The 13,517-nt window shown below is 44.8% G+C and carries 13 protein-coding genes; 4 read left to right on the top strand and 9 right to left on the bottom strand.

What is annotated here, in order from left to right; genetic code table 11:
* Window positions 1–155: 155 nt before the first annotated feature.
* Both KH172YL63_RS06825 and KH172YL63_RS06820 read right to left on the bottom strand, forming a co-directional pair.
* Window positions 156–1,979, bottom strand: coding sequence for an ABC transporter ATP-binding protein (locus KH172YL63_RS06825; protein WP_173105398.1), 1,824 nt, complete (start codon window positions 1,977–1,979; stop codon window positions 156–158).
* A gap of 19 nt (window positions 1,980–1,998) precedes the next feature.
* Window positions 1,999–3,744 carry an ABC transporter ATP-binding protein gene (locus KH172YL63_RS06820; protein WP_173105397.1) on the bottom strand — a complete coding sequence of 582 codons (1,746 nt, stop codon included), beginning with the start codon at window positions 3,742–3,744 and terminating at the stop codon, window positions 1,999–2,001.
* A gap of 360 nt (window positions 3,745–4,104) precedes the next feature.
* On the opposite strand from KH172YL63_RS06820, the gene KH172YL63_RS06815 reads away from it, so the two are divergent.
* Complete coding sequence (locus tag KH172YL63_RS06815; RefSeq protein WP_173105396.1) at window positions 4,105–4,974, top strand: mechanosensitive ion channel family protein; 870 nt, start codon at window positions 4,105–4,107, stop codon at window positions 4,972–4,974.
* 107 nt (window positions 4,975–5,081) lie between these two features.
* Here KH172YL63_RS06815 and KH172YL63_RS06810 read toward each other — a convergent pair whose 3' ends face one another.
* The 3 genes from KH172YL63_RS06810 to KH172YL63_RS06800 all read right to left on the bottom strand — a co-directional run bounded on the left by KH172YL63_RS06810 (window position 5,082) and on the right by KH172YL63_RS06800 (window position 7,994).
* Window positions 5,082–6,200: an N-acetyldiaminopimelate deacetylase gene (locus tag KH172YL63_RS06810; RefSeq protein ID WP_173105395.1), complete on the bottom strand. Its 1,119-nt coding sequence runs from the start codon at window positions 6,198–6,200 to the stop codon at window positions 5,082–5,084.
* A gap of 110 nt (window positions 6,201–6,310) precedes the next feature.
* Window positions 6,311–7,018 carry a 2,3,4,5-tetrahydropyridine-2,6-dicarboxylate N-acetyltransferase gene (dapD, locus tag KH172YL63_RS06805; protein ID WP_173105394.1) on the bottom strand — a complete coding sequence of 236 codons (708 nt, stop codon included), beginning with the start codon at window positions 7,016–7,018 and terminating at the stop codon, window positions 6,311–6,313.
* 91 nt (window positions 7,019–7,109) lie between these two features.
* Window positions 7,110–7,994 carry a transcriptional regulator CcpC gene (locus KH172YL63_RS06800; RefSeq protein ID WP_173105393.1) on the bottom strand — a complete coding sequence of 295 codons (885 nt, stop codon included), beginning with the start codon at window positions 7,992–7,994 and terminating at the stop codon, window positions 7,110–7,112.
* Between the two features lie 106 nt (window positions 7,995–8,100).
* Here KH172YL63_RS06800 and KH172YL63_RS06795 point away from each other — a divergent pair, with 106 nt between their 5' ends.
* Entirely contained in the window at window positions 8,101–8,826 is a 726-nt protein-coding gene (locus KH172YL63_RS06795; RefSeq protein ID WP_173105392.1) for a sulfite exporter TauE/SafE family protein, read from the top strand.
* On the opposite strand, the gene KH172YL63_RS06790 is transcribed toward KH172YL63_RS06795, so the two are convergent.
* The 3 genes from KH172YL63_RS06790 to KH172YL63_RS06780 all read right to left on the bottom strand — a co-directional run bounded on the left by KH172YL63_RS06790 (window position 8,815) and on the right by KH172YL63_RS06780 (window position 11,290).
* The gene (locus KH172YL63_RS06790) at window positions 8,815–10,302 is read right to left on the bottom strand and encodes an MDR family MFS transporter (RefSeq protein WP_173108079.1); all 1,488 of its coding nucleotides are present in this window, start codon (window positions 10,300–10,302) and stop codon (window positions 8,815–8,817) included. The two genes, KH172YL63_RS06795 and KH172YL63_RS06790, sit on opposite strands and share 12 nt — an antisense overlap.
* 165 nt (window positions 10,303–10,467) lie before the next feature.
* Entirely contained in the window at window positions 10,468–10,908 is a 441-nt protein-coding gene (cbpB, locus tag KH172YL63_RS06785) for a cyclic-di-AMP-binding protein CbpB (RefSeq protein ID WP_173105391.1), read from the bottom strand.
* A 136-nt stretch (window positions 10,909–11,044) separates the two neighbouring features.
* Complete coding sequence (locus KH172YL63_RS06780) at window positions 11,045–11,290, bottom strand: YkuJ family protein (RefSeq protein ID WP_034756109.1); 246 nt, start codon at window positions 11,288–11,290, stop codon at window positions 11,045–11,047.
* A gap of 152 nt (window positions 11,291–11,442) precedes the next feature.
* Here KH172YL63_RS06780 and KH172YL63_RS06775 point away from each other — a divergent pair, with 152 nt between their 5' ends.
* Together KH172YL63_RS06775 and KH172YL63_RS06770 are read left to right on the top strand one after the other, a co-directional pair.
* A complete protein-coding gene (locus KH172YL63_RS06775; RefSeq protein WP_173105390.1) occupies window positions 11,443–12,399 on the top strand; it encodes an MBL fold metallo-hydrolase in 957 nt (318 codons plus the stop codon).
* Complete coding sequence (locus tag KH172YL63_RS06770; RefSeq protein ID WP_173105389.1) at window positions 12,396–12,629, top strand: glutaredoxin family protein; 234 nt, start codon at window positions 12,396–12,398, stop codon at window positions 12,627–12,629. Before KH172YL63_RS06775 ends, KH172YL63_RS06770 begins: the two co-directional genes overlap by 4 nt.
* 53 nt (window positions 12,630–12,682) lie before the next feature.
* Here KH172YL63_RS06770 and KH172YL63_RS06765 read toward each other — a convergent pair whose 3' ends face one another.
* Window positions 12,683–13,180: a DUF3993 domain-containing protein gene (locus KH172YL63_RS06765; protein ID WP_173105388.1), complete on the bottom strand. Its 498-nt coding sequence runs from the start codon at window positions 13,178–13,180 to the stop codon at window positions 12,683–12,685.
* Window positions 13,181–13,517: the final 337 nt, after the last annotated feature.

Raw genomic sequence — 13,517 nt, 5'->3', positions numbered from 1 at the left:
GTGTTGAACATGAATATTTTGTGACGATTTTCACAATGTTTTTTGACTGGTAGTGTAATGAAAGGTTTTTTATAAAGGTTTCTCACCCTACTTCTCTATAACAGCTGCTCCAAACAAAAAAAGAGCCCCCTAACTAACTTGGGGCTCTTAATCCTCTACATCGCTTCTAGCATCTTAAACTGTGATTTCACCAGCTCATAATAATCTCCCTGCTTCTCCATCAGCTCTCCATGATTTCCAGATTCTTTGATTCTTCCATTTTCCAGTACAAAAATGTTATCAGACTCCCTGATGGTCGATAGGCGATGGGCGATGATGATCGCTGTACGCCCGCTCAGCAGTTTCTTCAGGGCGCTTTGAATCTTCACTTCCGTTTCTGTGTCGATGGACGCCGTCGCTTCATCCAGAATGATGATGCGGGGATTTGCGAGGAGTGCACGGGCAAAAGATAATAACTGCCTTTCACCGACTGACAGGACATTCCCACGCTCTTCCACTTCAGTATCATAGCCGTTGGACAGCTTTTGAATGAATTCATGGGCACCGATCGCTTCTGCCGCCTTCATGACATCTTCGTCTGATGCACCGGGGCGTCCGAACCGGATATTATCCATGATGGTGCCAGAGAAGATGAATGTATCCTGCAGCACGATGCTGATTTGGCTTCTGAGGCTCGAGACGGCTGTATCCCTCAGATTGACTCCGTCAATTCTCACGACGCCTCCGGTGGGATCATAAAAACGGCTGATGAGGTTGGCAATCGTCGTCTTGCCGGAGCCTGTATGGCCTACCAATGCGACGGTCTGACCCGCTTTCATTTCAAGTGAGATATTTTGCAGCGCTTTTCGTTTATCATCATAAGAGAATTCCACCTGTTCAAAGTGAATGTGCCCCTTGATGTCTTTCAAGTTCACTGCATCCGCTTTTTCGTTCACAATCGGCTGTTCATCAAGGAATTCAAAGATGCGCTCCGATGAAGCCATTCCAATCAAAAGCTGATTGTACACTTGGCCGAGTCTCGATATCGGCTCCCAGAACATCCCCAGATAGAAAGCAAAGGAAACAAATTCACCGAGCTCAAGTGAGCCGCCCTGTATAAGGTGGGCACCGTACCAGATGAGGACGGCTGTCCCGATGGCATTGGTCAGTTCTACCATCGGGCGGAACATGGCATTTTTCTTCGTTGCTGTTCTCCAGCTGTCGAAGTTCTCGGTGTTCACTCCGTCAAAAAACGCCATATTTTCTTTCTCCTGGGTGAACGACTGGGTGACCCGGATCCCTTGAATACTTTCATTCAAGTGAGAGTTCAGCTTTGATTGCTTCAGGCGCACCATTTGCCACGACCTCCGAATATTCTTCCGCAAACTTGTCGAGATAAAGAACATGATCGGGAGGATGACCATGACTGCAAGCGTCAATTCAGGACTCAACGTAAAGAGGATCACAATGATGCCAATCAGGAGAATGATATCCATCAACAGATTGATGACTCCATTTGTAAAGAGTTCCTGCAGGGAGTTAATGTCATTCATGATCCTGACGAGGATGGAACCTGCTGACCTTTGATCAAAGAAGCGGTGTGAGAGCCACTGAACGTGGCTGAACAGATGCTTCCGCAAGTCATAAATGACTCCTTGACCGAGTTGATTCATCCACCTGATTCTTAACACATTCGCCCCGTAATTCAAGAGATAAAGGCCGGCGATGATCCCGACCAGTGTAAAGAGCAAAGTTTGATCCTTCTGTCTGATCGCTTTATCCAGGGTATAGACCCCGATTAAGATCGGGACGATCAATCGGACGGCGGTCGTGATCAGAACCGTTATGATGGACAATGGTAGCAGTCTTTTGGAATAAGGCTTTAAATAAGATAATAACCTGTATAGCTGTTCCCAGTTGAACGGCTTGTCGATCACTTGATCTGTAGAATAATGAAACCTGTTTAAAACACTTTTATTCACTTTGGTTTTTTTGCTCATATGCTTTCACCTGCCTTCCTTATGTTCGGACGATATTTTTCTGATCTTTATATTGAATATCATAAATCCGCTGATACGGTCCGTTATTTTTCAGCAGGAATTCATGAACGCCCCGCTCCGCGACTTTCCCGTTTTCTAACACGATGATTTCGTCTGCATGCTTCAGGGAGGAAATCCGGTGGGCGATGATGAACGTTGTCCGGTCAGCCATGACTTCTTTCAAGTCTTGTTGGATCCTGAATTCAGTTTCCATATCGACGGCACTCGTCGCATCATCAAGGATCAGGATCGACGGGTCTGTACAGATGGCCCGGGCAATCGCTATCCGCTGTTTCTGGCCCCCTGATAGTCCGAGCCCCCTCTCCCCGAGTCGTGTTTCATAACCGTCAGGTAAATCTGAGATAAACTCATGTGCCTGTGCCCGTTTGGCCGCTTCAACGATTTCTTCCATCGATGCGTCAGGCCGGCCGTATGCAATATTGGCTTTGATTGTCGACGAAAATAAAAATGTTTCCTGGAGAACAAATCCAATATTTCGACGGAGTGACTTTAAGGAGTAGTCTTTCAAGTCCCTGCCGTCTATCAGGATCTCTCCCTCCTCCGGTTCGTAAAAGCGTGTAATCAGCTGGGTGATACTCGTTTTACCGGAACCGGTTCCGCCAATCAGGCCTATGACCTTCCCAGGCTCAACTTCAAACGAGATATCTTCCAGGGCCGCTTCGTCATGGACCGTATAGTTCAAGCTGACATGCCTGAATTCGACTTTCCCCTTCAGCCGCTCAGCATGAAGCACATCTTCACGGTCGTTGATCTCTTCATCCACTTCCAGGATTTCTAATAAGCGTTCCCCTGATGCCTTAGATTGTGAAAAGAGATTGATCGTAAAGCCAAGGTTCATGATCGGCCAGATAATATACCAGACCAGGCTGTAGAAGGCGACCAGTTCACCGGGCTGTAGATTGTCATTCATGACGAGGTATCCTCCGTACGCAAGCAGGGTGACGACACTCACATTCCCGAGAAACTCCATCAGAGGGAAATACTTTGCCCACACATCGGAAGTGTGCAGGTACTTATCTTTATAGTCCCCGTTGGACCGGTTGAATTTTTCAATTTGGAAACCTTCCCTGGAAAGCGATTTCACCGTATTGATGCCGGAAATATTCTCCTGGACATTTGTATTGAGTTTTCCAAACGACTTCCTGATTCCGCGGAAGGCCGGGTGCACAGCTTTATCGAATTTGTACACGACAACTGCCAGGAAGGGTAAAGAAATGAGCGTGACGAACGTCAAAGAAGGCGAATAGTAAAACATAACCCCAAAGCTGACCGTCACGAGCATGAAAAAGCGAAGAAGTTCAGAAAAACCAAAGGACAGGAAAAAGCGGAAAGCTTCCACATCCGCTGTCAGCCTCGACATCAGGTCTCCTGTTTTCGCATTATCATAATAACTGAATGGAAGGAACTGCAGCTTTTCATACAATTCGTTTCGCAGACGGTAGACAGAGGTGATGCCAAACAGGTCACCATTGTATTGTTGAATGAATGTGGCCACGCCTTTCACTGCCATGATGCCGATGAAGCCGAAGGCCAAGTACGGGATCCAGTCATACTTCCCTTGCAAAATGACGTCATCGATTGTTACTTGCAATATCATCGGATAGACAACGGTTATAGCCGTTACAAAAATCAAGAAGATCATCGAAATGATAAAATGCCTTTTATACGGCCAATAAAAGGCTTTCAATTTAGTAAATGTATCCATATTTTCTCCCCTTTCACTCCGTCCATTAAAATCAACGTACTACTAAATATATCGGCTTTCGAAATATTTATCTACCCTTTTTTTTGAATTTTTCCCTTTTTTTGAATACTTCTGCTGTTTCAGTTTAGTATAGTAATATTTCCTAAAAAGAAGATCGGCCATTTGACCGATCTTCTTTCACACATTCGTTTGATTCACTACTTACCATTCACTGTCATGATTTGTCTTTTTTCCTTATATAAGAAATTTCATCCTCCATTCGAAAGAAAATTCTACATCTTGCACATATCCCTTTGACATAACCTACGGGGTATTGTGTATACTAGTAGGGTCATTATTCTAAGGAAAGGATGATTTTGTTTGAATTACATACTGAATCTTGCTTCATTAACGGATCGGCTTTCCAACTTTAATTGGGGCGGTCTATTGGTTACGATTGGGATTGGTGCACTACAGATACTAGCGATTTGGATCGCTTTCGTTATTGTAAAAGCAACAGCGAACAGGGTAATTGAAAGAATCTTCGACAAGTATAAGCAGAGAAATGATGTTTCTGAAGGCCGGGCACAGACCTTACAGGGACTTTCAAAGAATATCGTAGGATATGTCCTTATCTTTGTGTTCTTTGTTACGATTCTACAAATTTTCGGAATTGAAGTGACTGCGATCCTGGCAGGTGCCGGAATTGTCGGACTTGCTGTAGGTTTCGGTGCTCAAGGACTGGTAAGCGATGTAGTCACAGGCTTCTTCATTCTGCTTGAGAAGCAGGTGGATGTCGGCGATTACGTCACTACTGCAAGCTTCTCAGGGATTGTAGAAGAGGTCGGCTTAAGAACGACCCACATTCGCGGATTCGACGGCACCCTTCATTATGTACCGAATAGAGAAATCACCAGCATCAGCAATCACTCCCGCGGAAACATGAGAGCACTTGTCGATATCGGGATTTCTTATGACGATGATATTGATAAAGCGATGGCTGTTCTTCAGCAGGCGTGTGACAGTATTGCCCAAGAGGACGACAATATCGTTGAAGGACCGAATGTACTTGGCGTTCAAACACTGGGCTCTTCCGATGTCGTATTAAGGGTACTGTGCAGAACGAAAAATATGGAACAGTGGGGCGTGGAACGTAAGCTTCGCAAGGCCCTTAAAGAAGCACTTGATCAGAATGGAATTGAAATCCCATTCCCTCATCAGGTGTACATCGAGAAAAAAGAAAATGTATAATGACCCTGAAGAAGAAGGCGACCATGCCTTCTTTTTTTTGTGGGAGAAAATATGAAATAAAAAAACATCACGGAAGGATCGGGAAGAGCCTTCCGTGATGCATGTCGCTATTTCAATGCAGAGATATAATCAGACAGGAGGCTGATGGCAAAGTCGATCGCTTCCTCCTTCGGATTCAACTTAGCATGATGGAGGCCATACGGGGAATCAACACCAAGCCAAAACATAAAGCCAGGTATTTCTTCAAGCATATAGCCGAAATCTTCCCCTGTCATAGCTTCTTTACATATGACCACGTTCCTGTCCGTATCCTGCAGGAATGAAATGAAATCACTGGTCAAGGCAGGGTCATTGTATACCTGTTGATACATGCTTCCATAATCCACTTCTATGTCACAATCGTAGCTGATTTTCATCCCTTCGATTAATGCTTCCAGGCGTTCTTTCACGCTTTTCATCGACTGTGCCGAAAGGGTGCGGATCGTTCCTTCCAACCTGGCTGTTTCTGCAATGATATTCTGGACCGTCCCACTCTCCATTTTACCTACCGTGATGACGGCACTGTCCAGGGGATCCACATTCCTCGATACGATAGACTGCATTTGAGTGACAAATGAAGAAGCCGTCACGATCATATCCCTGGTGTGATGGGGATATGCCGCATGACCGCCCTTCCCCTTAAAATCAATGAACAATTCTGATGTATTGGCAAAAAGGAGACCTTCTTTGACGGCAACCGTTCCTACTTCATATTCAGGCGCAATATGCAGCGCGAAAATGACATCGGGCTTCCATTCCTTCATAATGTCACTCTTAAGCATGGGCTTCGCCCCGCCCGGCCCTTCCTCCGCGGGCTGGAATATGAAGAGAAGGTCATCTTTGATGGGGTGATGAACGAAGTGGGTCAGTACCCCAAGTGCGATTGCCATATGAAAATCATGTCCGCATGCATGCATACGTCCTTCATGATTCGAGGGAAACTCAAGCCCGGTATCTTCCTGGATCGGAAGGCCGTCAATGTCTGCCCTGTATCCGATTACTCTATTAGGCTCTGTTCCATGTACCTTGACGAAAAGTCCTGTTTTCCATTTTTTCACTTCTATACGTTCTGCCGGAAGGCCTGAAAGATAATTGCACAAATATTGCTGTGTTTTAATCTCTTGAAAGCCAAGCTCCGGAATCCGGTGCAAATCTCTCCGGATCTCTTTGAAATCTATCATCGTCATTGTGATTCTCCTTTTATCGGCAGTAAGAATGGACCTGTGTACAAGAAAAGAACCGACGTCGACCGTCCGTTCTTTTCCCATGGTTATCCTTATTTCATGTAAGTCTGCTATTAAAGCTGACGTAACTCTTGTTTGATTTCCGTCTTTGATTTCGTCTTATCATCGATATCCTTTAATTTCTTAGCAGGCGTACCGGCAACGACAGTATAAGGAGCAACGTCATCCACAACGATTGCACCGGCTGCGACAACAGCACCTTTTCCGACTGTAACGCCCTCTAACACAACTGCATTGGCACCGATGACAACATCATCTTCAATGACAACCGGCTTCGCCGATGGCGGCTCAATGACACCTGCAAGGACTGCACCTGCACCGATATGACAATTCTTACCTACAGTAGCACGTCCTCCAAGTACAACATTCATATCGATCATCGTACCTTCTCCGACAACCGACCCGATGTTGATCATGGCACCCATCATGATGACTGCATTATCACCGATTTCCACTTGATCACGGATAACAGCACCCGGCTCGATACGGGCTTTGATTCCTTTCATGTCAAGCAACGGGATCGCAGAGTTGCGTCGATCATTCTCTACTACATAGTCTTCGATCGCTTCTTTATTATTTTCAAGAATGGCAGAAAGCTCACTCCACTCCCCGAACACAACTCCGGAATTTCCTTGAAGGAATGTTTGAGATGAACCGAAGTCGATTCCTTCGAGATCACCTTTCACATAAACCTTTACAGGTGTAGATTTCGTACTATTTTGAATAAAAGAAATAATTTCATTCGCGTCCATCATTTTCATCAGTATTCCCTCCATCGCTATGTATAAAAATTCATAATCCGTTTCTGCAATTACTTTATCAAATTAAAGGGTGGAAGACAACCAAAAAGTATCAATCTTGAGCGTTTTCATGAATGAATTCGTTTACAACTTCGAGAAATGCGGTTACCTGTCTCAGCTGAAATGCGGAATCATACCCGAGTAACCATGTATCCCGATGTATGAGGGAGTCATGTTCATCCATTAAAGGAATTTTATAAATATCTTCTTCCATTCCATCCAACGTGATGGCCGGAAGTATGGCATAACCGATTCCGTTTAACGTCATCTGCTTGCATGTCTCAATCTGGTCGACCACGATCGTGCGCTTCGGCGTTGTCTGGAATTGACGGTGCCACCAGTCCTGGATTTCCTGGTAATAATTCGAATCACTCTTGAATTGAATGAACGGACGATCGGTCTTCACCACGTCCTCAATCGACTGGATTTCCCTGTCCACCAGGTATAATGTATCTTGAAACAGATGATGCTTCGGTCCTTTCCAATCAGGTGTCCCCCTGATGATCCCGATATGGACTTCGTCTTCATAAATCGCTTTAAGAATTTCACTGCTCCAGCCAGTCATTAATGAGATTTTGGCATGGGGATACGTTTCAACAAATCGTTTCAGCACTTTCGGAAGCCAGTTCTGTCCAACGATTGACGCACAGGCAATCTTCAATGTCCCGTGCACCTCGTATTCAAGTGCCTGAATCCTTTCCTTCACACTTTCTTCTTTTTGAAGCATTTCACCGGCAAGCCCCACAACAAGTTCCCCGGCGGGAGTGAGGGACAACCCTTTTTGGGAACGGAGAAACAGTTTCGTTCCCCATTCTTTCTCTATCGTCTGCAGTCTTTGTGACAGCGCAGGTTGAGAAACAAATAATCTTTCTGCTGCTTTTCTCATGTTCATTTCCTGTGCAAGTACATGAAGTAATTGATATTCGGAAAACGCCATAGCATCACCTTCATAAGTTTTTCTTATATTATAAGTTAAATTATATTAAATTTCATTATTAATAGAAGTCGCATAAACTGAAGGTACAAGGAAAGGGTGTGAGTGGATGGAAATCATATTGTTATTGACCGGACTCACTGTGGCATTCATCGGTACGCTGGCAGGAAGTGGCGGACTCATCGGGATGCCCGTCATGCTTCTGATCGGAATACCTGTCCATACAGCGATTGCTACCGCGAAATTTTCTAATATCACCAGTTCATTTACAAGCTTTGTGTATTTAGTGAAGGAACGGAAAGTAGCATTGAGGGAATGCTTGCCCCTTCTTCCCATCGCTGTTGCCGGTGGACTCACCGGGGCGCTCCTGTCAGATCAGATTCCGGCCAGACACCTGGAATGGATGGCTTTCTTCTTCCTTCTATTCGCCCTTCTTTTAAGCGTCTATAAAGGAATCAGACCGAAAGGGGACAGCAGAATACGCTACCGCATTTACGGATATTTGTATGGAATCAGTACGTATGACGGATTATTCGGCCCAGGCCAGGCCACGATGCTCATGTACACCCATTTACTGCATGGCAGGAGCTATTTAACTTCTGTTGCGCTCACCCGATTTCAAACGTTCCTGAGCTGTCTCGGGGCGTTTACAATATATTTTCAAAACGGCCATGTTGAATGGATGATTGCTCTTCCATTTGCTTCAGGCGCACTGATCGGTGCCCAGCTTGCCGTAAGGATTGCCGGAAAGCTCTCTTTGAAACAAGTTGGAATCCTTCTGCACATACTCACACTGCTTCTGATTATACAGCTCGGTATCCAACTATTTTTCTAGCACTTTAGGGAAAAATAAAATGAAAGTGAAGCTGATCACCGCAAACAGAAATACGGCCCCATACACCCAATCCAGGGAGCTTGTCAATGCACCTTGAAGAAGTTGAAGTTCCTCTTGGGCCAAAGATTTTCTTTCCGCTGGATTCAACAGCATATTCACATCATCAATGGAGTAATCCTGTCCGTGATGTTCAAAATATGTCTTCAACCTGCTGTTAAGGATCCCTCCAAGCAATGCTGCACCGATCGTCGTCCCCAGGTTCCTCATGAACATGTTTGTAGCAGTCGCAATTCCCCTCGACTCCCAGGTCACGGAGGATTGAATCGAGACGATAAAGGAGGTGGAGGTGAGCCCCATTCCAACCCCTACAAAAAATGAGCCAACAGCCGCCCACAGTGGACCGGAGGAAGGGTCCATCAGCAGGAAGAAAACCCCGCCTGTAATGAGCGCCACACCTCCTATCAGGGAAGTTTTAAAGTAGCCGATCTTCAACAGCAGTCTCCCCCCGATGGTGGCAGAAATCGGCCAGCCGATCGACATGGCGGTCAATGTAAAACCTGCAACGGTAGCACTCCTTTCCATGACTCCTTGAACAAATGCAGGGAGAAAACTGGATATCCCGATGATAATGACCCCGGTGGTCAACGACACGACATTGGCGACAGTAATCGATCTGACTTTCCACAGATCAAACGGCATCATCGGCTGCGGAGTGCGCCGCTCATGGATGATAAACACAGTTGAGCCTATAAGGAAGATTCCGATGAGTAACGCCGCCTGCCAAGATACCCACTGAAAGCTCAGGCCTCCTTCGACGAGGAGGAACAGGAGGGACGCGAGTGATACGACCAGCAGCCCGGCACCACCAACATCAATCTCAGGCTTCTTCTTCTCAATCTCTTCATGCAAATACAGCCACAGACCGGCAATCGCCAGGAGCCCCAATGGAATATTGACCCAAAATACGTATCGCCAGCTTGCATATTCAACGAGTAAACCACCGACCAGCGGACCGCTGACGGCTGATATCCCCCAGACACTGGAAAGATACCCTTGAATCTTTGCCCGCTCTTCCCTTGAATAAATGTCGCCTACGATCGTCGTGGCCATCGGCAACACCGCGCCTGCCCCAAACCCCTGTATAAACCGAAAGAGTATAAGCTGCTCCATCGATTGGGCCATGCCGCAGGCAACAGACCCGATCAGGAACATCATGATGCCAAACGTGATGATTGGTTTTCTTCCATATAAGTCAGATAATTTACCGTATATCAATACCGTAATCGCATTCATCAATAAGTAAGCAGAGAATACCCAGCTGTATAGTGAAAAGCCACCCAGATCCCCAACAATTGCCGGCATCGCTGTCGAAACGATTGTTGCCTCGATCGCCCCCATGAACATGGCAAGCATCACAGAAATTAATACAAGCGGCTTTTTGGTTATTTTCGGTATGTTCTTCCCCGTACTTTCCATTTTCTTTTCCCTGCCTTTACGTTGAATGGTGTGTGGTTTACGACATGTATAGGTGAAGCTGTTTGCTGACCAGTACGAAAAAAGCACTGTAAAAAAGGATAAAAGAAAGAGGATGACGCTGATGCCATCCTTCATGTTTTTCATATGTAACTGCAGCAGGATCGACTAATCCTTTTTAAAAAGCTGCCGCTGAAGCTGCTTTAAGACAACCCGTCTCGTCATGATCCCTTCAAAGTATCCATCTTCAGATACGACACACAGAAAAGGATGATCTACCAATAGTTCCAATGCCTTCTTAAAGTCCGACTCCAAAGACACGATAGGAACTTCAGCCGTCATGACTTCTTCTACCTTCATGGATTCAAGCTTTTCAAACTCGAAACGTTCAAGACCGAGAATAGAGTCCGTTATGAGGCTTGAACTGATCAATCCTTTGAAACGGAACGCAGGGTCAAGGACAGGAATGGCAGAATAACCACTCTTAGTGAGTAATAGCAATGCATGCTCCAGGGAGTTTCCTACCTGAACATGTGCAACCTTCTCAGAAGGAATGATAAAGTCCTTAATATTCGTTTCCAATAACGCTTTGCTGCTCAATGAAATCATGTATAACCCCTCATTTTACATAATAAAAATAAAGTGATCCAAACATATTCATTTTAACATACTGGAATAAAATTGTATGTTTTCACGTTTGAATGGAGACTAAAAAAGATAACCGAATGGTTACCTTTTAAATGGATCAATCTTGTTGAGCCTCTTGAAGCAGTTCGAAAATTTCAATGGCTGTAATGTCTATGTTATCAAAAGGAAAACTGTTTCCTTTTTCATTCATGACTTCGATTTCGAAAGTATCCTGTTTAGGCAAGTACTTTACCTCACAGATTTTCTTTCCGTTATATTCGAAAAATCGTTGTTGAGTTTCCCCTTGTTCACCTTGTTCTTGTAATGATTTTAATCTTTGTATAATTCCAAGAAGCTGAGACATAATCGGTCTCTCCTTTCCTGATCTAATCTTGGTTCTAGCTTTTGCATTGTACCAGATTCTATCCTGTTAATTCTAATGTTTTGTCCTTTTTTCACAAAAATTCCTTTATAATGAAAGGGTAGAACGATATTCTTCCCGAAAGGATTGATACGATGAGCATTCACCGGATAGATTCCCGCATATCCCTGGTTGACCTGATGGATCTTTCAATGCATGAACGCACCGGGAGTTATATCATAAAGGAAAAATCCTTGACGATTATCGAAACATCAGCCAGTCCATCTATACCTCATCTAAAAAAAGGTCTCTCTAAGTTAAACATTAATCTTGAAGATATTCAATACATAATTTTAACCCACATCCATCTTGACCACGCAGGAGGTGCGGGTCTCTTCCTGCAAGAATGCCCAAACGCCACGGTCATCGTCCATCCGAAAGCACGGCGTCACCTTGTCGACCCAAGCAGATTGATCAGTGGTGCCAAGGCGGTTTACGGGGATAAATTCGATGCACTCTTCCACCCGATCATCCCAATTCCTGAAGAACGGATCAGGGTGATGGAAGACAGGGAGTCCCTGGACCTCAGTGAAACCTGTACATTGACGTTTTACCACACCCCTGGTCATGCTAATCACCATTTCAGCATTTTAGACTCTGTCTCAAACGGAATGTTCACGGGTGATACGTCCGGTATTCAATATCGCGTGGGACCGAAGAGGTTTTACTTCCCTTCCACCTCACCAAATCAATTCAATCCTGATCAGATGAGGCACGCCATTCAATTGTACAAGGAATGCAGACTGGACCGGTTATATTTCGGCCATTTCGGTGAAACAGATCAAGTAACTTATGCCCTTTCGGAAGTGGAAGAGCATCTTGAGCGGTTCATGGAAATCAGCAAGGAGCATTTTGTCCCCTCTCTTCCGTTTGAGGAAAACGTAAAAAATGTCACCTCTGCCCTGTTTCATTATGCAAGTAACTGGATGACCCGGCATGATGTCGCCCCTGATCACCCTGTACGAGAGTTATTGATACTGGACATGCAAGTATCTGCAATGGGGATTGTCGATTATTTTATGAAGAAACCGAAAGGAGAATCAACAGCATGAAAGAAGTCACCCTGTATACACAGCCTGATTGCCCACCCTGTGAGGTAGTCAAAATGTTCTTGAAGGAACATACCATCCCCTACAAGGAAATCAACATAGCAGAAAATGAAAAAGCAAGAAAGCACCTGATCAATCAATTGAAATCCTATTCTACCCCTACCATCACGGTGGATGACACGGTCATTTCAGGCTTCAACCTCGAAGCACTATCAGAAGCTTTAAACCTATAACGCATAAAACCGGCCGGATTCCCTTATCATTGGAATCCGGCCGGTTTTATGTATTACGGTGATAAAATGTCTTCAGGTAATTCGTATATGATCTCTGACACTTTCCAGGAACCCTCTTCCTCTGTTACCACAACCGCTTCTATGCCACCAGGGGTCGAATACGGGCCCTCTTCAGCCGACCTCTCTTCCCAAACATACCATTTACCCTTGCTATACCCGGTCTTCGTTGTATCATCATATTGAAAAAAAGGCACATAATACGGGGCAAAATCCGAACCAAAAGTGACGAATCCCCCCTCCACCTCGTATACATTCTCTTGGATGAAGTGATCTGTTAAATCAGATGTGAAATAATGAGACAGTTTCTTGTGGATTTGTTTTTTCGACTGGGGCTCTTCACTTAAGGAAATCTGGGACATCGATGCTTCTCTTACCAGAGAAAGGAGGTTGTCCTCCTTGAATTCAGAAGCTTTGATCTCCTTGACTTGTCCATAGACTGGAATGAAGAGCACCAGGATGACCACTAACAGCCACCATTTCTTTTTTTTCATATTTCTCCCTCCATTTCCTGATAGGATGAAACCATTGTAGCAACAGAAAATTGTCGGTTGGTTACCATTCGTTCGATTCTTCCTCACACTGACTGACAACTTTTTTAAGTTGTTTGTAAAATCCCCTCTATTTCTGTCAGTCAAACCCAATTGCCGGTGGTAAATCCACCCAAAAAGGATGCGGCAAAAAAATGCAGCATCCTTTTTGAAAGGGGGAAAAATGAATTTCGCCGTTATATTTGAAATATCGCCGTTAAATCCTGGATATCGCCGTTATATTGAAAATTTCGCCGTTAAATCTCAGATTTCGCCGTTATATTAATATTTTCGCCGTTAT

The organism is Bacillus sp. KH172YL63 (genome assembly GCF_011398925.1).
In the GTDB taxonomy this organism is placed as follows: domain Bacteria; phylum Bacillota; class Bacilli; order Bacillales; family Bacillaceae_B; genus Rossellomorea.
The sequence above is the reverse complement of the archived record's forward strand: the minus strand, read 5'-3'. Positions and strand labels throughout refer to the sequence as shown.